Annotated in this window: 23 protein-coding genes; 12 read left to right on the forward strand and 11 right to left on the reverse strand. The window is 43.9% G+C overall.

Going from position 1 to position 25,770, the window contains the following annotated elements; translation table 11 throughout:
- Window positions 1–221: 221 nt before the first annotated feature.
- The 4 genes from ACXAD8_RS03090 to ACXAD8_RS03105 all read right to left on the reverse strand — a co-directional run bounded on the left by ACXAD8_RS03090 (window position 222) and on the right by ACXAD8_RS03105 (window position 4,306).
- Entirely contained in the window at window positions 222–1,544 is a 1,323-nt protein-coding gene (locus ACXAD8_RS03090; protein ID WP_475224780.1) for a sigma 54-interacting transcriptional regulator, read from the reverse strand.
- A 255-nt stretch (window positions 1,545–1,799) separates the two neighbouring features.
- Complete coding sequence (locus ACXAD8_RS03095; protein ID WP_475224783.1) at window positions 1,800–2,462, reverse strand: peroxiredoxin-like family protein; 663 nt, start codon at window positions 2,460–2,462, stop codon at window positions 1,800–1,802.
- Window positions 2,463–2,539: 77 nt separating this feature from the next.
- A complete protein-coding gene (locus tag ACXAD8_RS03100) occupies window positions 2,540–2,944 on the reverse strand; it encodes a hypothetical protein (protein ID WP_475224785.1) in 405 nt (134 codons plus the stop codon).
- A gap of 228 nt (window positions 2,945–3,172) precedes the next feature.
- Entirely contained in the window at window positions 3,173–4,306 is a 1,134-nt protein-coding gene (locus tag ACXAD8_RS03105; RefSeq protein WP_475224788.1) for an endonuclease/exonuclease/phosphatase family protein, read from the reverse strand.
- A gap of 197 nt (window positions 4,307–4,503) precedes the next feature.
- Here ACXAD8_RS03105 and ACXAD8_RS03110 point away from each other — a divergent pair, with 197 nt between their 5' ends.
- The 4 genes from ACXAD8_RS03110 to ACXAD8_RS03125 all read left to right on the forward strand — a co-directional run bounded on the left by ACXAD8_RS03110 (window position 4,504) and on the right by ACXAD8_RS03125 (window position 7,450).
- Complete coding sequence (locus tag ACXAD8_RS03110; RefSeq protein WP_475224790.1) at window positions 4,504–5,364, forward strand: putative RNA methyltransferase; 861 nt, start codon at window positions 4,504–4,506, stop codon at window positions 5,362–5,364.
- Window positions 5,365–6,012 carry a YceH family protein gene (locus ACXAD8_RS03115; RefSeq protein WP_475224793.1) on the forward strand — a complete coding sequence of 216 codons (648 nt, stop codon included), beginning with the start codon at window positions 5,365–5,367 and terminating at the stop codon, window positions 6,010–6,012.
- Complete coding sequence (locus ACXAD8_RS03120) at window positions 6,005–6,406, forward strand: hypothetical protein (RefSeq protein WP_475224795.1); 402 nt, start codon at window positions 6,005–6,007, stop codon at window positions 6,404–6,406. The genes ACXAD8_RS03115 and ACXAD8_RS03120 overlap by 8 nt, the downstream gene beginning before the upstream one ends.
- A gap of 783 nt (window positions 6,407–7,189) precedes the next feature.
- A complete protein-coding gene (locus ACXAD8_RS03125) occupies window positions 7,190–7,450 on the forward strand; it encodes a helix-turn-helix domain-containing protein (RefSeq protein ID WP_475224798.1) in 261 nt (86 codons plus the stop codon).
- A 357-nt stretch (window positions 7,451–7,807) separates the two neighbouring features.
- Here ACXAD8_RS03125 and ACXAD8_RS03130 read toward each other — a convergent pair whose 3' ends face one another.
- Window positions 7,808–9,478: a cytochrome-c peroxidase gene (locus tag ACXAD8_RS03130; protein ID WP_475224800.1), complete on the reverse strand. Its 1,671-nt coding sequence runs from the start codon at window positions 9,476–9,478 to the stop codon at window positions 7,808–7,810.
- Window positions 9,479–10,004: 526 nt separating this feature from the next.
- On the opposite strand from ACXAD8_RS03130, the gene ACXAD8_RS03135 reads away from it, so the two are divergent.
- A complete protein-coding gene (locus tag ACXAD8_RS03135) occupies window positions 10,005–10,898 on the forward strand; it encodes an AraC family transcriptional regulator (RefSeq protein ID WP_475224802.1) in 894 nt (297 codons plus the stop codon).
- Here ACXAD8_RS03135 and ACXAD8_RS03140 read toward each other — a convergent pair.
- Complete coding sequence (locus ACXAD8_RS03140) at window positions 10,895–11,293, reverse strand: hypothetical protein (protein WP_475224805.1); 399 nt, start codon at window positions 11,291–11,293, stop codon at window positions 10,895–10,897. The two genes, ACXAD8_RS03135 and ACXAD8_RS03140, sit on opposite strands and share 4 nt — an antisense overlap.
- Window positions 11,294–11,451: 158 nt before the next feature.
- On the opposite strand from ACXAD8_RS03140, the gene ACXAD8_RS03145 reads away from it, so the two are divergent.
- Entirely contained in the window at window positions 11,452–11,826 is a 375-nt protein-coding gene (locus tag ACXAD8_RS03145) for a hypothetical protein (RefSeq protein ID WP_475224807.1), read from the forward strand.
- 86 nt (window positions 11,827–11,912) lie between these two features.
- Window positions 11,913–12,884: a hypothetical protein gene (locus tag ACXAD8_RS03150; protein ID WP_475224810.1), complete on the forward strand. Its 972-nt coding sequence runs from the start codon at window positions 11,913–11,915 to the stop codon at window positions 12,882–12,884.
- Between the two features lie 7 nt (window positions 12,885–12,891).
- Here the strand turns inward: ACXAD8_RS03150 and ACXAD8_RS03155 are convergent, their stop codons facing one another.
- On the reverse strand, window positions 12,892–13,821 hold the full coding sequence (locus ACXAD8_RS03155) for an aldose epimerase family protein (protein WP_475224812.1): 930 nt from the start codon (window positions 13,819–13,821) through the stop codon (window positions 12,892–12,894).
- A gap of 174 nt (window positions 13,822–13,995) precedes the next feature.
- On the reverse strand, window positions 13,996–15,837 hold the full coding sequence (locus ACXAD8_RS03160; RefSeq protein WP_475224815.1) for an FAD-binding oxidoreductase: 1,842 nt from the start codon (window positions 15,835–15,837) through the stop codon (window positions 13,996–13,998).
- 107 nt (window positions 15,838–15,944) lie between these two features.
- Here ACXAD8_RS03160 and ACXAD8_RS03165 point away from each other — a divergent pair, with 107 nt between their 5' ends.
- The gene (locus ACXAD8_RS03165) at window positions 15,945–16,550 is read left to right on the forward strand and encodes a hypothetical protein (protein WP_475224817.1); all 606 of its coding nucleotides are present in this window, start codon (window positions 15,945–15,947) and stop codon (window positions 16,548–16,550) included.
- A 1-nt stretch (window position 16,551) separates the two neighbouring features.
- On the opposite strand, the gene ACXAD8_RS03170 is transcribed toward ACXAD8_RS03165, so the two are convergent.
- Window positions 16,552–17,160 carry a MarC family protein gene (locus ACXAD8_RS03170; protein WP_475224820.1) on the reverse strand — a complete coding sequence of 203 codons (609 nt, stop codon included), beginning with the start codon at window positions 17,158–17,160 and terminating at the stop codon, window positions 16,552–16,554.
- A 285-nt stretch (window positions 17,161–17,445) separates the two neighbouring features.
- Between ACXAD8_RS03170 and ACXAD8_RS03175 the strand changes: the two genes are divergently transcribed.
- The 3 genes from ACXAD8_RS03175 (at window position 17,446) to ACXAD8_RS03185 (ending at window position 19,834) form a co-directional block, all read left to right on the forward strand.
- The gene (locus tag ACXAD8_RS03175) at window positions 17,446–17,811 is read left to right on the forward strand and encodes a hypothetical protein (protein ID WP_475224822.1); all 366 of its coding nucleotides are present in this window, start codon (window positions 17,446–17,448) and stop codon (window positions 17,809–17,811) included.
- A gap of 175 nt (window positions 17,812–17,986) precedes the next feature.
- Window positions 17,987–19,297 carry a methyl-accepting chemotaxis protein gene (locus ACXAD8_RS03180; RefSeq protein WP_475224825.1) on the forward strand — a complete coding sequence of 437 codons (1,311 nt, stop codon included), beginning with the start codon at window positions 17,987–17,989 and terminating at the stop codon, window positions 19,295–19,297.
- A complete protein-coding gene (locus ACXAD8_RS03185; protein ID WP_475232864.1) occupies window positions 19,298–19,834 on the forward strand; it encodes a methyl-accepting chemotaxis protein in 537 nt (178 codons plus the stop codon).
- Between the two features lie 59 nt (window positions 19,835–19,893).
- Here ACXAD8_RS03185 and ACXAD8_RS03190 read toward each other — a convergent pair whose 3' ends face one another.
- Window positions 19,894–20,637 (reverse strand): YciK family oxidoreductase, encoded by a 744-nt coding sequence (locus ACXAD8_RS03190; RefSeq protein WP_475224828.1) that lies wholly within the window; start codon window positions 20,635–20,637, stop codon window positions 19,894–19,896.
- A 248-nt stretch (window positions 20,638–20,885) separates the two neighbouring features.
- On the opposite strand from ACXAD8_RS03190, the gene ACXAD8_RS03195 reads away from it, so the two are divergent.
- A complete protein-coding gene (locus ACXAD8_RS03195) occupies window positions 20,886–23,483 on the forward strand; it encodes a VolA/Pla-1 family phospholipase (RefSeq protein WP_475224830.1) in 2,598 nt (865 codons plus the stop codon).
- Window positions 23,484–23,897: 414 nt separating this feature from the next.
- Here ACXAD8_RS03195 and ACXAD8_RS03200 read toward each other — a convergent pair whose 3' ends face one another.
- A complete protein-coding gene (locus ACXAD8_RS03200; RefSeq protein ID WP_475224832.1) occupies window positions 23,898–25,730 on the reverse strand; it encodes a M2 family metallopeptidase in 1,833 nt (610 codons plus the stop codon).
- Window positions 25,731–25,770 lie beyond the last annotated feature (40 nt).

Consider the following 25,770-nt stretch of genomic DNA (forward strand, 5'->3'; position numbering starts at 1 on the left):
ACAAGCTGTTGCAAATATAAAGCCTCGCTCGCTCACCAGAACAGCATAGGTACCAGAGGCTATCAGCACTAGCTGAAGACGCTTAATCGGGAAACTATAAATAGAGCTGCTGCCCTTTGCGGTACAACTTTGTACAGGAAAGGTCAGCACGCTCTAGAGGACGAACATACAAAAAAGGCGCATACAGTGAGTTATGCGCCTTTTTAGAGATAGTGGATGCATCAAGTTGAGAACTGGGTTCTCTCAAGTCCGTGCTTTTCCATTAGGCGACAGAAGGAGCGGCGCTCTTTTTTGGCAATACGAGCTGCTTTGGAAATGTTGCCTTCTGTTTTTACCAGAATGCGAGTGAGGTAGTCTCGTTCAAATTGAACGATTAGTTCTTCCTTTGCTGCCTGGAACCCATCAAATGCCTCAATGTCGCCGTTGATGCGGTTTATAACCTCGTTATCGCTGGTATTAGAGCCGGTTAATAGACTGGTATCCGAAATAATAAAGCCTTCAGTCAGATACCAAGCTCGTTTAATGAAGTTCTCTAATTCCCGAACGTTACCATCCCAGTTCCATGCTTGCATTGCGGTGATCATATTGGCCGACAATACTTTCACCTGACTATTGCTTTGTAAACTCAGGGTGGACAGAAAGTGTTGCGCCAGGATCTGAATATCTTCGCCACGCTTTTTTAACGGTGGCAGAGGGATTTGTAGAACGTCCAGACGATACATTAAATCTTCCCGGAAATCCCTGGACTTTATCAGTTCCTTCATGTCTTTGTTAGACGCTGCAACGATCCGCACATCAACCGTTTTGACATCACTACCACCCACAGGGCGCACTTCGCTATCCTGTAAAAACCTCAGTAATGCTACCTGAGCTTTGGGAGACAGGCTGTCTACTTCGTCCAGAAATACAGTGCCGCGATTAGCTACTTCCAGTAAACCGGTTTTGGCTTTTTGAGCGCCCGTAAACGCGCCTTTTTCATGGCCAAACAATTCACTGAGTATCAAATCATCGGTAAAGGCACCGCAGTTGATAGGGACAAAAGCTTCATTGGCTCTGTCACTCATATAATGAACGGCTCTGGCTGTGAGTTCTTTACCGGTACCCGTTTGACCTTTGATAAAAACGTTGGTGTTGGCACAGGACACTTTTTTGATTAAGCGAACTGCTTTTAAAAAGCTGGGCGAGCGTCCGTAAAAGTTCAAACGCAAAAAGGTATCGTCTAATTCTTTGGGGTAAAAGTGCTGACGTTGCAAAATACGCTGTTCAGCGTATTTCAGATTATCTATCAACTGTCCACCACCAGCTTGCCAGAATATGCTGTTATCACTGAGATAAGGCGGCAATATCTGCGGTTTCTGATCTGTGATCAGAAACAGGATCTGTTCATTGGTGCCATGATATTTTCGAATATCAAGAGATTTAATCGCTTCCCATTCGTTCACCAGTACCAGCCATACAATGGGGTATGAAGTGTCGACTTCATCATGACTGATGGTTTCAAATGCACGGGTGATTATTTGCCCCGACCCCAAAAGTTCAGCCACGGCGTAACTGGTGTATTCGTCTGTAAACGAAACTAATCTTATTTGTGTGTCCCTGAGTATCATAACGACGCTAATAGTTATGTTTAGACCATTATAAGTAGATGATTATGTTACCGTTTGCAACATTGAAGGGGTAAAAATTCACCAAAATTCATAAATATTGCAAAATGTTTGTAAATGTGAGGTAAATAAATCTACATTGGTTAAAAAATGTTCTGTGAAATATTTTTGTATTAAAAACATTAAGTTAATGAGTTAACTTGAGCTTTTGTTTAATAATTTTCGATAGATTTCGAGCACTTTTTCCGGTTCAGCGCGAATCGTGTAGTCTTCCTCTATGAATCGAAAATGAATAACGTAATTTTTGTCGATCACAAAGGTGGCAGGCACTGGTAAACGAAACATTGGCTCTCTATTGCGCTGTTCCAGATCGATTTCCCAGCGATTCAATAACTGTTTCATGTCTTCATCCAGCTCCCAAATTAAACCCAGCGCCTGAGCAAAACTCTGACCTTCATCGATCAAAATCGGGAACTTCAAATTATTGTCCTGTTTGGCCTGAATTGCATATTTAGGAATCTCGGGTGTGATAGCAACAAGGTTTATCGGGTAATCTACGCTAGCGCACCACTTTTGCCATGCCTGCATTTCTAAAATACAGTAGGGACACCATCCACCTCGTATCAGGGTAATGATCAGGGGCCCATTACTGAGTAGTTCATCGCTATCCAATGGAACTTCATCGATTGTTTTTAAGGTAAATTTTGGCAGTTTGCTACCCAAAGGTAAGCAGGATGCACAGACTGAGTGAGATTGGTAAAGTGACAGGCTACGATTAATGGTTTCCAAAATTTCAGCCGGGGTAGAGGCGTCAAAGGAACTTTTGTATTGCTTTAGAGATTCTGCTAAATCTGCCATGGCTTAAAACTCTGGTGGGCTATATTAAAGTTATAGCTCACAAGAAAGTTTTGTGCCTGAAAAAGCGCGTTTAGACTTTAATTACTGGTTTTCTTTCTGATTTCACTAAGCTCTTTAAGCAGCTCGTTTTCCCTGATGCGCAACGCACCAAGTTCAAAAGTAATCTCTTCTGAGCGGCTTCCGAAACGACCATAGTCGCTTTTTGTCACTTGATCTGACAATTCTATTGTTGGCTCTTTGCTTAACTCGATAGGGGGTTGTGAAGGAGACTCTACTTCGTCAAATAGCAGTTTTGATTTACTTTTGGCCTGAGAATCCAGCATTTGTAATTTTTCGCCAAACCTGTCAAGTGCAGGTCTGTTAACGTTTAACCCAAGCTCTACGCATTCCTTATGGGTAGCTTCGTAGTTACCATAATCATACTTGCGTATGATCTTTTTAACCATTTCCACTTTTTCGACTTGAAGCTTTTTATTAAACATCGGTATTTACTTCATCAAAATATTACACAGAACTCAGCCAAACTAGCTTAAATCATAATTGTTAAAAAAATATTAACAATCTAAACTAAAATAATAAGTTAAAAAAACAGCAGTTGAAAGAGAAAATGTACAAAATATAGCTAAATTCCCTCATTTTTTGTGAGTTATCCTGTACAAAACCGCTGTTTTTCCATGAGTTAGTTAAAAAAGTGGTTGGTTGCATTTTGCTCAATAAAGCTTGAAATCCATCCATACTAAACGGTGGTCCGAGCTGGATGGGCCTCTTTCATCCTCCGTCACCAGAGTAGACTGTTGACTTCCCGCTGCAGGCCAGTACACCCCGGAATTTACTGGCGTTACCCCAAAAGCGGATGGGATGACATAATCGGCGCGCATTTTCCACGAAGCGGTATGGTATTGTTGCCATTGTGAACCTTGAGATTCAATTAATGTACCGCTTCTTTTAGGTATTAGTGATGCATTGGACATCTCAGAAAAGCCTTCAGCAACCCGATTGTCGTGTAGAAGCGCGGTAATGGCCCTTTCACCGTTGATTTCTGTGGTATCTCCTTCCACTGTGGAGGCATTCAAATCTCCTAAAATAAAGAACCTTTGGTTGGCAGCGAGACCCGTTACCTTTTGATTATTATCGTTGTATAACCAATCCAGATTGCCGCCGATGTAATGTTGCCAGAGTTTGATTTCATCGTGATTTCTGCGACCGTTTCTGTCTTCTTCGCCATCAAACACCGGAGGGGTAGGGTGTGAAATCAGAGCGTGTACCCTTTTACCATCAATTTGAATCGGGACATCGGCGTGAGTTTTCGAGGATAATCTGAATTTCTCAAGTCCGGTTGCCGAATACCAGGGATTTCCATTGATTGCAGGGAGTGCGGCCGATGGAAAGTCCTTCCAAAGGAATTCTTGAAAGCTATGAATCTCTGAGTGAATGATAGGATATTTTGACAACAGCGCCATGCAATATTGACCGTCATAGTGGCCAAAGCCATATTTATCTTGTGTGCCTTTAACACCTCTGAAGCTGATACCGGCCTCTACCCCGGTATTGCAATTTGGCTGATAAATGTATGGATATTCTTGAATGGTTTGGGAAGTCTGACTGCGTTGTAAATATAATTCCATATAGAGCTTAAGCGCTTTTCCTGCATCATTCCCATCTATTTCATTGAGCAAAATAATATCTGGGGCTACTCGCTGAATTATTTCAGCTGACTTTAGCGCTGGCTGATAATCGCCACTTTGTAGCCGCTCAGCTAACTCTCCTTGCTTTTTGGCCTGATCAAGACCGATATTAAAAGTGGCGATTCGGTATGTATTTTTTGATGTGGACGGTTTTAACATGGTTGTACTCACACAAGCACTCAACGCGAAAGCAACCAGAAAGTTGCCAATAATAAATAAAGGTTTGCTGCTGTTAAAAGCTGATAGTTTCCGTAGCATCATAGATCAATATTTGCGAAAATTAATGCTTACCTTAACTGAAGAACAAGGCCAGGAGAAGCGCGTATTGAATACGCTACGATCTCCACATTAAAACCATGAATAATATTTATTCTCTTTATCGTTGCCCTGTTTGCTCGGAGCACCTCGAACAAACTGGACGTACCTTCAGATGCCTTAACAATCACACTTTCGATATTGCCAAAGAAGGATATGTAAACCTTTTGCCCGTAAACAAAAAACGCAGCAAAGAGCCCGGTGATAGCAAAGAGATGCTGCTAGCGCGTCGTCAATTTCTCACTTCTGGTTATTACCAATGTTTGGTCAATGCTATCTCTCAAATTTTGGACGAGTATCTCAACGCCGATTCAGCCGAAGTATTAGATTTGGGCTGTGGTGAAGGTTATTACAGTCGTCAGTTGTCTGAATCTTTATGCGACTCATTTGCAAAACTCAGGTTTTGGGGAGCCGATATTTCTAAATTTGCAGTGCAGATGGCCGCTAAACAGTTTAAATCTGGACATTACTCAGTGGCCAGTTCTGCCAGTTTGCCTTACCGCGGAGCGAGTTTTGATTTCATTTTCAATATTTTTGCACCTTACAGTTTGGAAGAGATAGAAAGAACATTAAAACCCGGCGGCTACTTTTTGCAGGTGGGGCCCGGTAGTGAACATCTCTGTGAACTAGCACAACTGGTCTATGATTCAGTAAGACCGCATCAGGGAAATCCAGTAAATAAAGAACAAAACTCTGCAGTACAGCAGGTAGCTGATTTTCGTATTGCCGACAGTCAAAAAATTGCTGGCAGCGAAATTGCTAAACTATTGATGATGACACCTTATTATTGGTCGATTTCGGAACAAAAAAAACAAAAGTTGTCGAGTTTATCAAGCCTGGAAGTGTCACTGGATTTTGAGTTACAACTTTTTAAAAAATCGAATTTACAAGGAGAGAGTTAAGTGAGAGTTAAACTTAACGCCATTGAAGCCCGTATTATCGGTGTTTTGCTGGAAAAAGAAATAACGACGCCAGAGCAATATCCATTATCTCTGAATGGACTGACTGTGGGATGTAATCAAAAAAGTAATCGCGAACCCGTCATGGCGCTGAGTGAGTCTGAGGTTCAGCAAGGGCTGGATTCTTTGGCTGAAAAACGGCAAATCATGGAAGACACCTGGGGAAGTCGCGTAACCAAATACAAGCATAAATTTTGTAATACCGAATTTGGTAGTTACAAGTTTACTTCGCAGCAAACGGCAATCATTTGTCTGTTATTACTTCGCGGTCCTCAAACCCCAGGTGAATTGCGCACCCGGAGTAACCGCCTCACTGAATTTAAAAATGTCGATGAAGTTGAAGAGGCGCTGCAATCTTTAATGGAATTCAATCAGGAGCAATTAGTTATTCGTCTTGAAAGAGAACCAGGTAAAAGAGAAAACCGTTATGCTCATTGTTTTGCTGAGCTGGAAGAGTATTCTGACAAGATATCAGCGTCAGTGACTCTGGAAGATTTCTCCTCAGAGGAAGATTTGTTAAGTCGGGTGATAAAGCTGGAGGAGCAGGTGCAAGAGCTCTCCAGACAACTGGAAATTCTCAATAATGATTAAAACTACTTCTGGTAAGTTAGAGCTTTCGTTGGATGCCTCATTGCGGATCTTGTTTATTAACGCAACAGGTCCTTTTGGCGATGATTTTGCAGAGCGGTATCACGCACAAATTGCCCCCTTGAGAACTGCCTTGCAACCGATAGCCTGGGGAAGCCTGGCTACCGTGGTGGCGGGTGAAAGCCTGGCCAGTGATGGTGTTAGAGACTTTCTGATTAGTTCAATCAGAGATGCAAAATCACTTGGGTTAAAAGTTACGGCCCTGGTGCTGGAAAAAGACGCGCCTCCAACTTATGTCCAGTGGTGGGAGTCTTTGTATCAGCAAACGGGGCTCAGGTTTCGTTTGTTTACTGACAGAAGAGAAGCTATTTCATTTTTGACTTCTTTTTTATCTTAACCGACAGGTTTGTTGATTTGCTTGCAGGGTGAGTTCGCGAACGTTTTTAGAGCAGCATTCGAAAATTACCTCACCAACCGAAGCAAAAAGCTAATTGATTTAGATTTACCCTGGAGTATTGAGGAGGGACTATCAACCAACCTTCAGATCCCTTAGTTGAGTTTGCTGTTAGGTAAACTTTTTCGGTGTCGCGGCCTAATTCAACCATTATCATTTAATTGAAATCATTGTCGGGGCGCCGACTGCGCCTTAATGGGACCGGGCTGCGCCCCCCTTAAGAATCCCCCGCAGCCCCTGACGCGCAAAAGCATAAGCTTCGCCATCAGAACAACGACGACCATCAATGACAGCACATCCCTGGGCTGGGCATTGATTGAGCTATCATCCCTGATAGCTCTCATCGTTGTTTTAACTGATGTCGTAGTTTATTGCGCGTAAAGGGAGATGAGGTTCAGCACTCCGAACAAATATTGGCGGAACAGAACCCGCAAACGAATCCGTTTTGGATTATCTCCAAATGAACATTATTAGTTTCTGGACACTAAATGAGCACTCATGCTCTCGCCCTGTTGCCATAATCAGGTGAATTTCTACTCCTCCAACGAATGTTGTGACATATATTTCCCTATAAGACTAATGTGATGCTGGTTTTGTGTTGAATGAATTACATATTATGTAAACTGTTTCACGGAATTGTTAAAAAAATGAAATTGGCGACTCACACATTTTAAATTTAAATGGTACTATTCTGAGCGTTTCCATCGTGACAGAGGAATTAAACCATTGGACAAAGAAGAAAAATTTAACCCGGAACGATTGCGCAATATGCGTAAAGAAGCCGGAATTACTCAAAAACAACTCGGAGATATTTTAGGACTCAGTAGAGAGACTGTACTGCACATTGAAAACGGTGCACCTGGCTCTATTGATACGCTTGAAATACATGTGATCAGAAGCTGGTATATTGCTTGTGAGGATAAAATTTGCCAGCCCACCAAAGACGAATGGGCTATCTATATCAAATCTTTTTTTGATATTAAGTAGGTAACATTTTTATCTTAATATAAGCTTCTTAAAATGCTTGGCAGTTCGGTAACTTTGACAACTACTAACTGCCGAGCATTTTTGTATTTAGCTGTCAGGGAATATGGCTAAAGCTAAATTTGACCCTTCATTTTATTTTATATTAAACGGTAAAAAACACTGTTTTCTTTGTTCAGCGTTCCTGCTTTTTAACACTAACTGAATCGCTTTCTCTTTCTGTTCTTTCAGATAATTGATCTTAATATCAATAAGTTACTTGCATGAAATGCAAAGCATGTAGTTTATGGCTTCTGTACATATGGTGTAGAAAGGCCAAACATTTAGTCTGGCCTTTTTTATCAGTATAATAGGATAGAGTTATAAAGCGTTGCCGTGTCTGTTTTCAGCAATTAGCGGTAAATTGTCAGGGAAGCTGGCTTCTTCATCGTGATCGACAATCCAGGGATCCAGACATTCCCGATCCAGCACGCATGGATCAGTTAAGGCTTCTAAAAAGGCCACTAATTGCTCAACTTCCTGATTGTTTAGGTTCGGTGAGCCGCGCAAGGCGAATCGGGCAGGGACGTCACCGTCTCTGGCACTTTCCAGATGCTCTGCAACCTGAATTGAGTTGGCATAAGCGTCAGGATACAGGCTTGCACAGCCTTGTCCGGTTTTACTGATTAGGTCCTGTATCTGCGGCAACTGACAAAAGGGCACATTGTTACGGTTAAATGGCTGGCCATTGCGCACACCAAACAAGCGATTGATGGCGCGTTGTGGATTGCTGTAATGCCTGACAACCTCTTCTAATGTTTGATACGCGCCACTGTGACCATAAGGCGCGGTGACAGCGATATTTAGCAGGCTGGGGGCGCGGAAGTGATAACGATCGGAGGCATTGCCGGTTACGTTTTCTCTGCCGAAGTCCTGATCATTAATGTTGACACCCGGGTTGCCTTTGCCGGGGCCAAACTGTGGAAATGCCACCAGTTGAAAGCCTTGTCCAGATAATGTCGAGCCTGAGTGACAGGTACTACATCCAGCTCCTCCCTGATTTCGGTTTGCGAAAAACAGGACGGCACCTGCTTTTTCATCTTCGCTTAGTGCGTTACTGTCACCTGCCAGGTACTGGTTCCAGGGACTGTTGATGAACACCATAGAGCGTTCGTATTCACCTATGGCTTCAGCTGCTCTGTCAAATGAAACCTCATCATCACCATAAGCAACTTCAAACGCTTGTGACCACAAATTATCGGTATTATCGAGTCTCTCGCTCAGAACTTCTCGATAAGCTTCATTATCTAAATCAAATTCAAAGTCGCCACGCATTTCATCGGGAGAAGTTACCGGGAAGCGAGCCTGCGCGGCTGCCAGGGTGGCATCTTCTGGTAAATTGCTGTCAGAGCGGCGGTTACCTCTTCGATTTAGCGTTGAGTCAGGCGTTACAATTTGACCATTATTTTGTCTCTCAACTCGTCCATCCCAAAACATGCGCTCTTCGTTGAGTCCGGCATTGAAAATTGTTGGGGCATTACGAGGCACTGAAGGCAGTTGCGCCTGACTGTTATTGTTAAAGCGGCCATGTCCTAACAGATCATGAGCCTGTTCATCGAGTTCATTTACCGCGTCAACGCCCACAGATAAAGACAGTTCATCGCTTCCCCCTAAAACCGGATGATGACAACTTACACAAGCGGCACTTTGTTCACCACCAAGGCTTTTAGTAAAAAATAATGCTTTACCCAACTGTGGCAAAGGGTCTTCGATGGAAGGTAAGCCTTCGTCACTGATTGCTGAAAGGTTTAGCTGCGATAGTAATTGTTGAAGTTGTTGTTCAATGTTTTGATTGCCGGGATTACCGGGATTACCGGGATTACCGGGATTACCGGGATTACCGGGATTACCGGGATTACCGGGATTACCGGGATTACCGGGATTACCCGGGTTGCCAGGACCATCACCTCGTACCGGCCTTTGTTGCGCCCAAACAGGATCTAATGTCAATGTGCTTGCTAAAACTAAACCTATTGCTATTGCCTTTTTCATAGTCAACCTCTTGATGAATTGCAGTGCAATTTTTTAATGCAGTAACATGAACAAAGGCTTCACATTTCCGCGTGTATACCCAACGGGCTTGGCTTTTTCACGCCTGGGTTTACTCAATGCAACGAACCCGAATTGATTTGGTTGACACAAAGCTGACAAAATTGACAAATAATTTAGAGTTAATTGGACTCCTGAATATTTTTGTCTGGGAACTCTAAATTACCTGACTTATTGGGTCGGGGCAGTCCAATTATCTCTAGTTTTAAGTCTGACCAAACCTTGGTTGCGCTGTTTAATTTATCATTGAGTTCGTTTGCTTTGCGGGGGCAAAAGATGATGAAGTCTGTGGGTTAAATGGCGAAAAATGATAGTGTCGCAAGCCTGTTTGTGGGCGTCAAAATAATACACAATTCAGTTTAATTCATGCCTATTTATCCCAACTTTAAAGGCGGACACTAACCAAGCTGTGTTACTGAGGTAAACTCAATAATCATCAAAAGACATGTTGCATCAGGTTTCCAAAAATATGATGGCTGATAAATCAGAAAGTATAAAACAGCTCAGAACTCTGTTATCTCAATTGAGTGTTCAGGATGGACTCAATGACACTCGGGTGAGTGGGGTTGCTTGTTATAAATCTTCGCTAAGACAGACTAAATGCCCATACCTTTATGAACCTCTGATATGTTTGATTGCGCAGGGGGAGAAAGTTTGTCACGTTGGTTCTGAGGTCTATACCTATAGTACCGGAAACTTTTTTATCAATTTTCTTCCACTGCCGGTACAAACAGAGGTGGTGGAGGCTTCAGAACAAGAGCCATTCCTGTCAGCGGCTCTGGGCGTAAACCTGGTGCGTTTGGCTGAAATCATTCTGCAAATAGAAAGAATTGAAAATCAGGAAATACAAAACAAATCAGTTGATACTTCCTGTGTTGTAGTGGGAGACGCTGATGCCGAACTGGTGGACGCTTTTAACCGGTTGTTAAAAGTCAGTCGCCCTGAAGCTGAAGCGGCGATTCTTGGAGGCGCAATTATTGATGAGATTTACTTTAGAATCTTAACCAGCGATCAGGGTTTTGCTTTGCGAGAATTATTAAATCAATATGGCCATATACAGCCGGTATCCAAAGCGGTTAACTACATCCACGCCAATCTTGACAAAACGATTCAAGTGGAGGAACTGGCAAATCTTTCGAACATGAGTAAAACCGCATTTTTTAATGCATTTAAAAGATTGATGCATTTACCACCGAATCAATATATCAAGGGCATCAAACTACAACGAGCTCAAGCGCTGCTAAAACAGGGAATGCAAGCTAACCAAGCCAGCTATCATGTGGGGTACAGTAGCTTTTCGCAGTTTAGTCGGGAATATAAACGCTTCTTTGGTTTTTCGCCTTCGCAAACTTTGGCAGTTTAGACCTGAATATCGACTTTTTTCTTGTTAAATCGATAGCGAATTAATTGCAATAACAAGAGATCAACAATGAGATGGATAGCAGAAGATGCAAAAGAACCAAGCCCACTGGATTGGGCTAATTCGGGAACAAATTGACCTGAGCTTGATGCCTTGTTGTTCAGGTCATACAGGGCTAGCTCCAGTAAATTATATTCAGTACTGATTGCAGACAGGTTGATAAGAGCAAATACAATAAATAAGCCTGAAATTGCCAGATATTTGTCCCTGGTCCAGGTCATACTGTCGGAGAATACCCATCCGATGAGTATGGCGCAGGCTGTCACGTAAAAGTTCCACAAAAAATTGATTTGGTCCCTGATCTGAAACACCACACTCACTAATTCGGGTTCGGTCATCTATTTGCTCTTTTTTATTTAGCACCAGTGTAGTCAAAAACAGGGTAAATGGAAAATGTGCTTTGATTGCCATTGATAATGCGAAAGTTGGTATGTGGTCTGTAATCGCGCTAATCGCCACTGGCGTGAGCAGAGCATAATTTGTAATATTGTGGCCTATGACACAATCATCTTCTCAACGATCAGACAATAAGCTGACAGATGAGTCCCTGTTTAGACAACTGGTGGCTCCGGCACTGCTGCGAGCAAATCAATTGCAACGTCAATTTGAACGCCTGAATAGCCATGATGTCAGTGAACATCAGCAACTGTTGCAAGACATTGAACAGGCTGAGCACAACGTCTGGCAGGCCATCGCACTAGCCACTGCTGATATCAATCCTTCGTTGATTTCCGAAGTGTCCGCTGCTTCACCCATGTCGTTGAAGCCAAAAGATAAAGCCTGGATGGAAAAATGCCTGGCGGAGTCCAGTTTACCTTTGTTGGAGGAGGGCGACTTTACGCCTATTCGCTTTTTACAAGGTCGGCGCTAAACCAGGCTTAGAAATTGCAGTAAAAGTTGCAGGAATAAATATCTGGTTCTTATCTAATGATTGGCCAGTTTTTTGACAGGTGAATTATGAGCAAGCTTCTGACTTCGACGCTGATATTGTGTGTGTTATCTATCCCTATCTCTTTTGCGCAACCAACAGGGAGCATCAAACTCTACAATTTGGAATTAGGTGGCGAGCGGACGTTGCAGCAGCAATTAGGTGTTAGTCCACAGAGCTTTTTCCTTGAAGATGGGAATAGCCAGGAGTCTGCAAAAACTCTGTCCATCAAAGAGCGGGCTGAAAATCAAATTGCGTGTAAGCAAAAGGGGTTTGGTATATCAAAAGTCCTCAGCGATACCTATCATGATCTAACTGCGCAAGATGACTACCTGGCGGCGCGCAAAGAAGCACTAAATCAACGTATAAAAGACGATCTGAACAGTGCAGAGAAAACCGTTATCCACAGCGTCAGTAAACGATTTGCTCAGCCTACTTGTCAGTGGGCGTTTAACTCCGCTGAATACGTCAATACTGAAGTACCCACAGTTGTCGCCAAATTTATCAACAAATCTGGGGTTAAAAAGCTGGCGACTCTGACTTTTAGCGTCAATCATGCCGGTAAGTTGTTATCGTTAAAAGCAGAGCAGTTAGTGGAACGGCTGGACGCGGAGAGCCTGGATAACATTCTGAAGGCTATTGCTAAACGCTACGATGTTGAGCTGGAGGCCGTGTCATTACTCAGTAAAGCAAAACAAAAGAAGATTTTAGATGGTAAGCAGGCTATCAGCTTTGAAGTACAACAGGCCAGCTGTGAAGTTGTAGTCAGCAATACCTATTATCGCAGTGAAGCCGCTGCGCGTTTTTTTGCTGTAGACCAGGCGCATGGTTATGTTGAGTTTGGTTGCCAGTTAACAGATATGGCTGATTTTGATGATGTTAAACTGGCTAATTATGTAAGTGAACGGGTAACCGAAGCGTTAACCCCCTTGCTGGCAAAGTACAAAGCGCAAATGAAAGCCGAGGGGCAAAAAGAACAAAATTCAGGATTTGTGTTTTAGCGCCGATTTAGTTTGTCAGCATGCGATAGCCAATCATCTTGCTGAATGGCTGTTCGGGGCCGGTGAACTCAAATGGGAATTCAGGTCTGTTTGGGGCATCAGGAAAATACTGCGGCTCTATACAAACGCCATTTCGAGATACAAATGGTGAACTCATGTGATCAGCGGTATAAACCTGCACGCCAGGATAGTCAGAATATACCTCCAGACTGATACCACTTGCCTGACTGGATAAACAGGCTACTGGCTTGTTGAGATCTGTGTTGGAAACGACAAAATTGTTATCTAAGTTAACCGTTATTTGTTTTGCGGTTGTAAAATCATATTCATCAGGCACTAAGGCTATTTCTCCGGTAGGGATATTTTCCTGGTCCACTGGAGTGTAGCGATTTGCGTTTAACCATAACCAGTGCTGATTGATGTTTTGTGAGTGTTCAGCCAGGTTAAAATAAGCGTGTCCGGTAGGACCAATAGGAACTTTAGTAGCAGAGGTTGCAGTAAAGTTTATCTGTAACTCATTGTTATTTGTAACTTCATAACTCACTTCGAAGGATATTGGCCCAGGATAGCCTTCGGCACCAGTTTTTTGATGCAGATAACAGAGTGTCAGACGATGCTCGGTTTGCTCCTTCAGTTGCCAATAGACATTCTGCAGACCGTCTTTGCCGCCATGTAGGTGGTTGTCTCCTTCATTTGCACCCAGATTAATTTGCTGGCCATCAATCACTACCTGTGATTTGGCTATTCTATTCGCGTAGGGACCAGCAATCGCTCCCATGCAGGCACCGTCTTGTAGATAATCTTCAATATGGTCATAGCCTACAATGATGTTTCGCCCATTGGATACTGGTGTGCTCCAGTCAATAAGGCGGGCACCGTAGTTAAGAATTGTTGCCTGATTGCCATTCGCGGAAGATATTTGCCAGGTTTTTAACATAAGAGATATTGCCGCTTTAGATTTTTCTGAATGGAATTAAAACGGGATTGAAGATTGTGATCAACAATTAAAGCGGAATAAATAATTTTTATAAATGTTGTGGCGATTTAAATAATGCTCGGCTTGCCGCTACTTTAATAGAAAACTTGCAGTAAACCGAGCCATTGAGAATGGTTATATGATGGTTTTTCTGGTCCTTAAGTGATTGAAATCATCTTCGACACAGTCTTCTTTGATCCTCATTAATTCACCATAGTTGTCCTGAAAATAGACTTTTGTGGCAATACCTGGATCCTTAAAACTAATAAAAGCTCCATAAGCGCCATCAATCTGCGTTTTTTGTGATACATCAATCCAGTCCATCGCTCTGTTGGTGTCCACAAATACGTCATTGTTTTGCAGCTTCAACTTGCTCTCGATGCACTCATTCCACCATGTTTGATACTGAATAGTGTATTGACAGGGGCGGTAAGGAAAAGCTACGCCAAGTTCTTTGGGGTTTTGCCAAGGTTTCTGACAAGCTGTTTCCTGCGAAACGCCCATTTTCTGATAAAACTCACCGACAATTGCTCCCAGGGTTACATAACTAAACAATCCCAAATGTTCATTTTGAGGGCTTAGTAAATTGGAAGAAAGGGTTTTAATTAACTGCTTTCTACTGCTGTCAGTCCATTTTCCTGAACCTTTGGCAGGTACCAGCTTCGAGCTGATTTTGTGCGGGGCAGGGGCATCATAATCTGGTGTGAAAGGCGTCCCCTGTAACAATGCAGTTTGACCTGGCACCTGACCTGAATAACGGCTGACATCGGCAATAGAGTTTCTTCCCCAGTCACCCATTAAATCTGCTGGATACTTATCCTCGTCATTGTTTTGTCCTGACCCGTTTGCGGGGTAAATGACTACATTAGCATCAGTACCGCCGACACTGGCAAAGGCGGTATCAATAAATTTTTCCAGTTCAATATCAGTGCCTTCCCAGTAACCGTACATCAAACAGTGGTGGTAAATTCCGCGTTTATATTCGTTATCGAAATTACCATCAAAATGTTTCGCGTTAATTTTCAGGTTGGTGCCCAGCAATGCAGAATTTTCTGCGTTAATGGCGTCTTCCCACGCTTTAAGAATTTTATCCGTGGGATAATCTTCGGTGGGAAGCGGGCAGTTACTTTGTTCATCCATTTTTGTGGGGGAGTTCCATTCAATGGTAAAACGGTGAATTTCATGAGGAAGTTCAAAAGTCTGAACTTTCCATTCGGTAACTATGCCGTAACTCATGCCACCGCCGCCGCGCAACGCCCACAAAATATCTGAGTGCTGTTGTTCTGTTGCTATGATTTTTTCGCCATTGCCAAGGATAACGGTGGCTTCTTTCAGGTGTTCGCAACACATGCCATGTTTTCTGGTCCATGGCCCCCAACCGCCACCTTGAATAAAACCAGACAGAGCCACGGTAGCACAGGTACCGTGAGGAACCATTCTGTCTTTTTTGGCCAGTACTGGAGTGAGTTCGTAAAAGCGGTACCCTGCGCCGATGGTGGCTAGCCCCTGAGCATCAATGTTAATTTCAGGTTTAATGCCCGTGACATCAATTAATATCGTATTATCTCCGCTGGATTCCCCGGCATGGTCATGGCCTCCGGTACGAACTCTGACAGGAAGTTTGTATTCTACTGCTGTTCGATAAGTCATTTGCACCTCTTCAGTAGAGGTGCACATGGCAATGGCAAAAGGGTGATACTGATATCTTGTATTAAATACCAGGGCTTCTGATTGATAGGTATTTAAGCCTTTTACCTGGCTTTGAGAGTTGTTTGAAGGTGTTAACAAACGCGTTTTATCAAAGCCTTGTTCAATCATTGCGTTAAAAAATGCCTGAGCGTTGCTGACCATTTCTGATAAAACGCCCAACACTTGCTTTCTTTGTTCCATTGGATTGCTAATCTCTGGATCCTCATGCTCAACAGACCCTAAAAGCCCTGCAGACATTCCAATGTTAAACCTTTCTTGCTGTGACATAGTTAAATTCCTTATAGTATTCCTTTGCACGGGAATAAGATTGTAGTGGCTAATAAAATAATTACCATTATGTAAAATATAATTAATAATAAAAGAACAAGATAACTATGAATGACTCCACAGCATTAAAATCAATAAGCTGCAATGTATTAGTCGATGGACACCCTTTGAGTGCGACGCAGCAGATCAGTGCTTTGCAGGTGGTTTTACACGCCGATCAGGAAAGTGTGGCAAGTATCACTATTAATGAATCGTCACAAGCCACAGATCAGATCCATTTTCCACAGCACATAAAACCAGCGGCAAACGTTGAGGTGATGCTGGGCTATGAGCAAGACTCAATATGTGTTTTCAGGGGAGAGCTCATGGCGCTGGAAGCTCAGGTTTCATCAGGAGTAGGGACCCTGGTAGTTTTGAATGCGCTGGCCGACACTGAATATTCTTCAGAAGACAAAAAATCACTTTGCCTTACTTATGGTGAAACCCTATTGGATTTTAATGGTGTGGTGCATTTTGAGGAACAACTTCAGCCAGGTGCAGAATATCCCGCGGAAGTGGAATTGACGGTAGCGGGTAACGCTGCCATAACACCAAACCAACGGGTGAGTCTGAAAAACTGCAGTCAATGGTTTGATGGCGATTTTCAGGTTCTGACGGTCAGCCATCGTTTGGAAAACGAGTGCTGGCTGACGCAATTAGTGGTCAGCCGATAAATCAGAGTGGGGCCTTTTTCAGTAACCCGAAAAGCCCATTGATAAACATTTGCACCGACATGATCAGCAGTAACATGCCCATCAGGCGTTCCATCGCTAATAAGCCTTTGTCTTTTAAAATACGCAGCATAAATGGCGCAGATAACAAAACCACCATAGTAATTGACCAGGCAATTAACACTGAAAGGGTCAACATGGGTAAACTCAGTTGAGAGGTTTTAGACATAACCATGAGTGTTGCCAAGGCAGATGGCCCGGCAATCATGGGCATGGCAATGGGGACAACAAAGGGCTCGCCTTCGCCGCCAAAAATACTTTGTCCTTTGGGGGGCGGAAATATCATTTTGATGCCGATGACAAACAAAATTACGCCCCCGGCAATGGTTACTGCTTCTGTTTGGAGACCAAACAGCTTTAAGAAATGCTCTCCAAAAAACAAAAAGATTAATAGCAGGGCAAGGCCAATCAGGGTTTCTCTGAAGATAATTTTGCGTTTTCTTTCTTTTGGTACATCTTTCAGCACCGACAGAATAATAGGCACGTTGCCAAACGGATCGATTACAAATAACAGTACAAGGGTAAGTGAGATGATGGAGTCGAGAATTTCCACGGCACGGATCCTACAGATGAGCAAATTGAAGGCTTAGCCCACTATTCTAGCCTATGCTGAAAATTTTCCAACGCCCTGAATTAATTCAAATTAATTTCAGGTTATATCACTTTTGCAGCGACGAAGGTTATTGTCTTCCATGGTGCACAGAAACACCCTGTTATTTGTGCCATGGGTATGACTAAAAAGACTCATTGAACTGTGTGGGATGTTAAAGTTATTGCCTTTGTTACCTGTCACACTGTATCGTATGTGACAGGTAACGAATTGCTTGGATGGTATTATATGAATGGCGCTGACTTATTTGCAATGCAACAATACTTGATGCGGAGTGTTACCCGGAGTGCTTTTTGGAAGGGGGTTAGCTACGAACGAAAAAATGAATCCGTGGAGGCTATGCATCGGCTGGGCGATACTGCAGACGAGTGGTTAAATTGGGTTGAAGAGTATTTGCAACCTGAGCAAAAGCAAAAATTAAATGCCTCCATTAGAAAATCTCGTATGCGTCAAAAAGGCAAAGACATCACCATTTCTGATAAGGCCCATGAGATATTGGTAGCCCTATCTGAAAACGGTAAGTACAGCTTTTCTCAGGTGATTGAGCGAAAACTACACAGAGCTTATTTGAATACTCAGAAAAAAACTGGGTAACGTGATATTTACAGGGCTGTTCTTGTTCGGATTAAATTTTTTTCTATATAACATCTTTTAATATGATGTTCCTTTCAGTAATCTGCAACAGTGCCAACAAGGCACAACAATCAAACTGTTGAATTTTCAGGATAACTATTCAGGTTTCCTTTCGAATCTAAGCTGGAAAGAGTAAATGACATCTATCAGTATTCGCGCAAGATTAATGCTCAGTGTTGGCGCTGTGGTCTTTGTGCTGGTTACCATCAATGGCATCGTAAATTACATGCAGGCGCGCTCCGGACTCAAGGATGGGGTAACAGAGATCATCTCCCGGACCGGAGAAAATACCACGCGGTTTGTGGCCAATTGGTTTAGCGTAAAAAGCCAAATGGTATCTGGCGCAGCTGAAGCGCTGCAGTTAGGCAACAATATTCAGGATACTGTGCAACAAGGCCAACTGGCCGGTAAATTTGAAGTAATGTATGTCGGCGCTGGTGATGGCCGCATGCTGACCTATCCGGCGATAAACCTGCCAGCCGATTATGATCCCAGAACCCGTCCCTGGTATAAACAGGCGCAACAAGCCGCAAAACAGATTGTAACTCCACCATATCAGGACGCCAGTTCCGGTAATATCGTGATGACTTTTGCGCAACCCGTTTCCAGCGATGTTATTGCCGCAGATGTGGAGTTAGGTGACGTAGTTGAAGAAGTCTTAGGGGTTAAGATTGGCGAGTCCGGTTATGCTGCGTTGATTGATGGTGAAGGCAAATTTCTGGTTCACCCTGATAAATCTAAAGTCGGTAAATCCTTATCAAGTTTTGGTGGCGGAACACGTTTAGGTAACAAAGCCAGTGAAATTGACATTGATGGTGAAACCTGGATCGCGGCTACCTTTGCCATCGATGGCGTAGACTGGAAGTTGCTGTTGGCCATGGAAGAGTCAGATGCTATGTCTGGTTTGGGTATGATCGCGCTGACCAACTTACTGATATCCGCAGTTACTATTGGTCTGGTGGTGTTAGTTTCAGGTTTTATGATCTCTTACCTGCTACAACCGCTGTTATCTTTAAATAAAGCCATGTCAGATATCTGTAAAGGTGACGCTGACCTAACCAAACGCCTAGTGGTTAAAAGTGATGATGAAGTTGGACGCTTGAGTCAGTCGTTTAACCATTTTATAAAAATCATTCACGATCTGGTGGCGGATACCATGAGTTCTGCCAGTAGGCTGACAACTCTGTCCAATTCTTCCAGAGAAAATGCGCAAAATAATAATCATGCTATTCAGTTGCAGCAATCAGAAATAAGTCAAGTGGCGGCTGCCATCAATCAGATGTCTACAACTTCTTCTCACGTTGCGGATAACGCTACCGATACCGCCACAGCCGCGCAAAAAGCAGCTGAAGAGGGTAATCATGGCATGAAGAACGCCGGTGAGAATAAGAAGCGCATGGAGAATCTGACCCGGCAAATCGATGAAACTACAGTGACCATTAATTGACTGGACGAGCAAGCGCAGCAAATCAATAGCATTCTTTCCACCATTCAGGGTATTGCTGAGCAAACTAATTTACTGGCTTTAAACGCGGCCATTGAAGCAGCCCGTGCCGGAGAGCAAGGAAGGGGCTTTGCGGTTGTAGCTGACGAAGTTCGGGCTTTGTCAGGCCGTACTCATGAAGCCACAGGTGAAATACAAAATGTAATCAAAGAGTTGCAGGAGCAAACACAAAATGCCGTTAGCATTATGGAGCAAAGCAAGGCCCTGACCGCTGAAACTGGTGTAAGTGCTCAGGAGGTTACCAGTAGTTTAATGCGTATTGCTGAGGCTATTGAAGATATTTCTGGCAGAGCCAATACCATAGCTAATGCATCCAGAGAGCAATATACATCAACGGAAGAGATTAATCGCATCGCTACAGCAATACATGACGCTTCCAATCAGTTAGCTGAAAACGTGCATCAGACTACAACTCAATCCGATGAGTTACACGCTCTGAGTGAGCAGATTGATAATAATCTGACGCGCTTTAAGGTTTAAACAACAGATTCACCAGAAAAAGCCGCATCATGCGGCTTTTTTGATTTCTACCGTTTGCACTATTTAGGTTGGCAAACCAGCGTGTCACCGGTAGTACCGATGCTGGCATCGTCCATTAAATACAAATAAGCCGGCATGATGTCTGCGGGTGTTTTCAGGTTGTCGGGATTTTCGGCCGGGAAAGCTTTAGCACGCATATTGGTGCGGGTGCCACCGGGATTGATGCAATTAAATCTAATGCTGCCATTAGAATACTCGTCGGCCAAACACTGCATCATACCTTCAGTAGCAAACTTTGAGATAGCATAGGTACCCCAGTAGGCTCGGCCTTTACTGCCAACTGATGAGGTGGTAAAGATGACTGAAGCGCTTTTTGCCTGTTTTAATATTGGTAACAAGGCTTGGGTCAGGTAGAAGGTGGCGTTTACATTTACCTGCATAACCTGCTGATATTCCTCTGGTGTGATCTGACCAAAAGGTTGCAACTGTCCCAATAAACTGGCGTTGTGTAGCAGGCCATCGAGTTTGCCAAACTGACTCTCGATTGTTGTTGCCATGTCTTGATAGTGTTTTACCGTAGCACCTTCGAGATCAAGTGGCACAATAGCCATTTCACCTTCGCCTTTTGCTACGCAGACATCATAAGTGGCTTCGAGCTTTTTAACTGTGCGCCCCAGCAAAATTACATTTGCCCCGAATTGAGCATACTGTTGCGCAGCCTCTTTTCCTATACCATCACCGGCACCGGTAACGAGGATCGTCCTACCTTTTAGGGCGTCTGAATTTGGCTGAAAATCAAGCATATACTTTCCATTCATAAAAAAAATTGGATTTTAACACTGACTGTCCTATGTTTTGGATAGTTTATTGAGAAAAACAAGATACTTACAAACAGTTAACAAATCTTTGCAAATAATTTTATTTGCCCATAATATTGGGGGAGTTGTCACTGGTCGTACAAGTTATGCACACATTTTAACTACACACGATAAATGCGGACATTAAACCGACATGGTTGAACAATAATTAGAATAGGATTTTGGGGATACATATGAAAAAACTGCTACTCTGCACCGCAATTGCCGCATCACTTGGCCTCTCAGGCTGTGGGGGCGGTGAGGACCTGGTTGAAATCCAGGCCGAAGCCACGGTTGATAAACCATTTGCGAGAATTGTGTTTAATCCACCTGGTACTTTACCGTTACCTAATGACGCCGCGATGATTCCGGCCACAAACCTTTTTGATTTTACAATTGAATCAGAAAACCAGGTTAATTTTAATGGTGGCAACCCACTTGATGCGGTTGGCGCACTAGATGGCTGGTCAACTCAGTATCCAATTACTGTGAATGTTGATTTACCGGCTAACGTTCAAATCCCTCTTTCTTCATTACAAGTGCCTGGCGCCATTCGCATTTATGAAGCAACTCAGGCCCTCGAAGGCACGTCTGCAGCATGTCAGGCTGTATTGGCCCAGGTGGTTGCTCCAGGAATTCCCTGCGAAATTGGTGAACAATTAACATTAAATGTAGATTACGCGGTAACGCTCAGCGATAGTGATACCATTGCTGTTATTCCACTGAAACCATTAAAACCAGGTCAAGGCTACATGTTAGTGGTCACTGAGGACCTGAAAGATTCTGAAGGTCGTGGTGTTTTAGGCTCCACAACATGGGAATTGGCAAGACAGGATATTAATGACTTACCATTAGCGACACCGGATCAGTTGCAGTTGCAAGGTCTGGCAAACTTAATCCTGGGGTCGGGAGCAAGTGTTGGTTTAGATCCTCAGCAAACTAGTTATGCTGCTTATTTTTCCACAGGCTCAGCCGGTACAGTAACTGCAACTGTTAAACAGTTACAAATTGGCGGTTTTGCTCAGGCATTAGGGGCATTATTGGCGCAAGGTGTTGATATGGCAACAGCGCAAGCACAGGCAGCTCAATATTTACCTGCTATTTTGGTAAATGATGCAGAGAACGAAACCGCTTTTGATGTATTGGCTCCAACCTTGCTGGGCGAAGAGACCTACGGACAATTACAAGCTCTGGGTGTAGCAACCTGTAGTAGTATGGTGGCGGTTCTGAGTGATCCCACTAACCCACTTAATCCAACAGTAGCTTCTCTGTTCCCAAGTGTCGCGCCTTTCTGTGCTTCAAGCCTGAAATCAGGGCAAGTAAACTTGCCATATTATCTAAATCCTGAAAATCCGCTGGGAGATTGGTGGCGTAGTGCCTGTACATCAGGTTCCGCAGTTCAGGCGATAGAAAGCTCTGCGCCGGGTACAGTAGCTACATTGATTCAGGCTGAAGCTATCGGTCCAAACAATGAACTGTGCCAGGCAGCTTCAGGCGGTCAATTGTATGACTTGAATCTGGATGCGATAGGTCTCACAGATAGACGTCACCTGACTAAGGTTGCACCTATTCCTGCGGCCAACGGTTCTAATGCAGATGGTACTGAAACTATTCAGGTACAAATTACCGTTCCAGATGAAACTCTGATCCAGTTCCTAGCAGCCATTAACCCTCAGATTAATGCAGTAACTCGTCCAGAAAATGGTTGGCCGGTTGTTATCATTCAACACGGAATTACTTCTAAGAAAGAAGATGTATTGGCTGCTACCGGAGCTTTATCACTGGCAGGCTTTGCAACGGTAGCCATAGATCACCCATTACACGGTAGTCGTGGTTTTGAGATTGACGGTCAAACTATCAATGCTTCCAGCGGTTTTGGTGGAGCTCCCACTCATTACCTGAACTTAGGCAGCTTATTGTCGGCACGTGATAACCTCAGACAAAGTATCGTTGATACCATGGGATTACGTCTTGGTCTAAATGCGTGGGTCGACTTTACTGGTACGGCTCCTATTGACGCAAATAATGTCCACTTTATGGGACAAAGTCTGGGTTCAATTACAGGGATCGGTACGGTTGCTACAGCGAATACACCGTTAACTGGAGATTTGGCACCGTTTTCTGGCATGTTTGCCTTTAAATCCGCAGGTTTATCAGTGCCTGGCGGTGGTATTGCATCATTCCTGATCGAGTCTCAATCCTTTGGTCCTCTGGTTTCAGCCAGTGTTCTAGCAGGTGGCTCAGAATCCTTCCAGGTTGCATTGGCTACTTATGCACAAGCCAATCAAGTACCGGTTGAGCAAGCGCTTGTTCCGGCATACTTGCAATACATCCAGGAGAGAACCGCTGCACAGGAAGCTGTGGATAATGGTCTGATTAGCCAGTTCGCCTTTGCTGCGCAAACGGTAATTGAGGGTGGAGATCCTAATAACTACGCAGCGCGTTTAGCTGCAACTACTCCAGTACTGTTACATGAAGTTGTTGGTGGCGGAGCTAATGATGATGGCACTACAGCAGGTAGCGATGCCGTTATTCCGAATGTTACCGCATTGCCTACCTCTGGAACCGAAGCACTAATTCGTTTCCTTGGTTTACCAAGTGTCTCTACCACTACCGTGAGTGAAACACCACAAAGCGGTGCGGTACGCTTTATTGCTGGTTCACACGGTTCACTGTTTGATCCGTCAGCCAGTGTTGCAGCAACCACTGAGATGCAATTGCAGATGGCTCAGTACTTTGGTTCACAGGGTACGGCAATCGTTGTATCTGATGAGACGGTTGTAGCCAACTAAACAACACTTATATTGCAACTGCAAAAGCCCTGGCCAAGTGCCGGGGCTTTTTTTTTAGGGAGTATTGGCCGAGACGCAATTGGATTTATTGTGGTGGTGAGTTGATGACTCGGAGGTGAAAGTCCTGTGCACACCCGGTCAAGGCCTTACGATAAGTACAAGGACAGAGTGAATTCTGACTTTGACATCAAAGCAGTTGAAAAGCATTCGAAGTTGGGAACGACTGAAAGTGTAGGAAATACCAACCAGAAATTCCAAATGGGATACAGATAAGGCGTTTAGATTATAACGAGAACAGTATAACCGCAGGCAGCATTGTGTTTTGGATAAGTAGGCTGGAACACTCTCAAAAACAATTTAGACCAGGATACAAAAAAGGAGTCTTGCGACTCCTTTCATAAAACTAACTTTGAGTTACCAACCGCAAGTACGGCCTTTATTTTGTTCATCAAGCCAATCTTTTAGTGGCGCAAAGTAATCCAGGATTGCTGTCGCGTCCATTTGCGGTGAACCAGTCAAGGTTTCCAGCGCCTCTTGCCAGGTTTTGCTCTGACCCAGTTCTAACATGTTGTTAAGCGCAGTTCCGGCGTCTTTATTTCCGTAAATGGAACAACGGTGTACCGGGCCTTCGTCACCGGCAATTTTACAAAGTTCACGGTGGAACTGGAATTGCAGTAAGTGAGCCAGGAAGTAGCGGCTGTATGGCGTATTACCTGGAATGTGGTATTTCGCACCCGGGTCGAAAGCATCAGCTGGACGTTCAACCGGCGCCATAACGCCTTGATATTTCTCTCTTAATTCCCACCAGTAGTCGTTGTATTGCTCTGGTGTAACATCACCCGAGAATACACCCCAGCGCCATTTATCCACTAACAAGCCGAAAGGTACAAAAGCAATTTTGTCCAATGCCAGTTTTAATAACATGCCAATATCGTTTGACGCATCAGGGATTTCATCAATCAAGCCGATTTCTTTCATGTATTTAGGCGTGATGGATAGTGCAATTACGTCACCGATTGCTTCGTGGAAGCCATCATTGGCACTACCGCGGTACAGCAGTGGTTGTTGATTGTAAGCACGCTGATAAAAGTTGTGGCCCAATTCATGGTGAATAACGGCAAACTCTTCGCCGGTTTTCTGGATACACATTTTGATCCGAAGGTCTTCTTTGTCATCCAGGTTCCATGCAGAAGCATGGCAAACCACATTGCGGTCTGCTGGTTGCGTAAACTGAGAACGTTCCCAGAAGGTTTCAGGCAGAGGCTCAAACCCTAAGGAAGTAAAGAATGTTTCGGCTTGCTGAACCATTTTGATTTCGTCGTAGCCTTTCTCCTCCAGAGCGGCTGTGACATCAGCGACCTGCATTTCTTGTTCAGGTTTTACGATGTCGTAGATGTTACCCCAGGTCTGTGCCCACATGTTACCCAGCAAGTGTGCCGGAATAGGTTGGTCCTGAGGAACAACATCAGTACCGTATTGCTCTCCCAGCTCTGCTCTGACGTGGCAATGTAATGCATCATAGAAGGGTTCTACCTGGCCCCAAAGTCTGTCCAACTCTTTTTCAAAGGCATCAGCTTCCATGTCGTATTTGCCGCGCCATAGCTCACTGACATTTTCAAAGCCCAGTTCTTTAGCGCCTTTATTGGCTATTTCTACTTGCTCCACATATAAGTCTTTCATGGGAGGAGAAACCTGACGCCAACCTTGCCAGATATCTAACAGCAGTTTTTCGTCACGTTCCGTGGCCATTTTGGAACCCATTTCAGTCAGGCCCCAGCATGTACCTTCTTCAGGACAGTATTGGCCAGCACCGTACATACCTTCCATATCTGTGCCTATTTGCGCCAGACGCTCAGATTCCGCGGCATTACCTGGCGGTGGTAAAACCAAAGAATTTCTCAACAGATCCAATTGTCTGCGCGTGTCCGGATCCACTTCAACCTGGTTGAATTTAGCCGACTCTTTAGCTAATTCAGAAGCTCTGCTGGAAAGTTTTTCTGAAAGGTATGCAGATACAGCTGCAGTGTCCTGAATAATGTAAGTTTGATATGCCCAGGCTGCTTGTGCGGCTGGCATTTGTAACTTCTCTAATTCTTTTTGTGCATTGGTGATAAAGGTTTTGGCATCTTCCGCAGTGGGAAGAGGCTCAGCAGCTTTTTCTGTGTTTGTTGTTTTCGCAGCGTCGTTACATCCGTACACGCCAAAAGATGCTGCTACCATTAAGGCCAGCATTGAACGTTTATTCATGAAAGGTTCCTCTTTTCTGTTCGTCGCCTTTTTGGTTGGG

This window comes from Planctobacterium sp. AWH2_060, assembly GCF_056158425.1.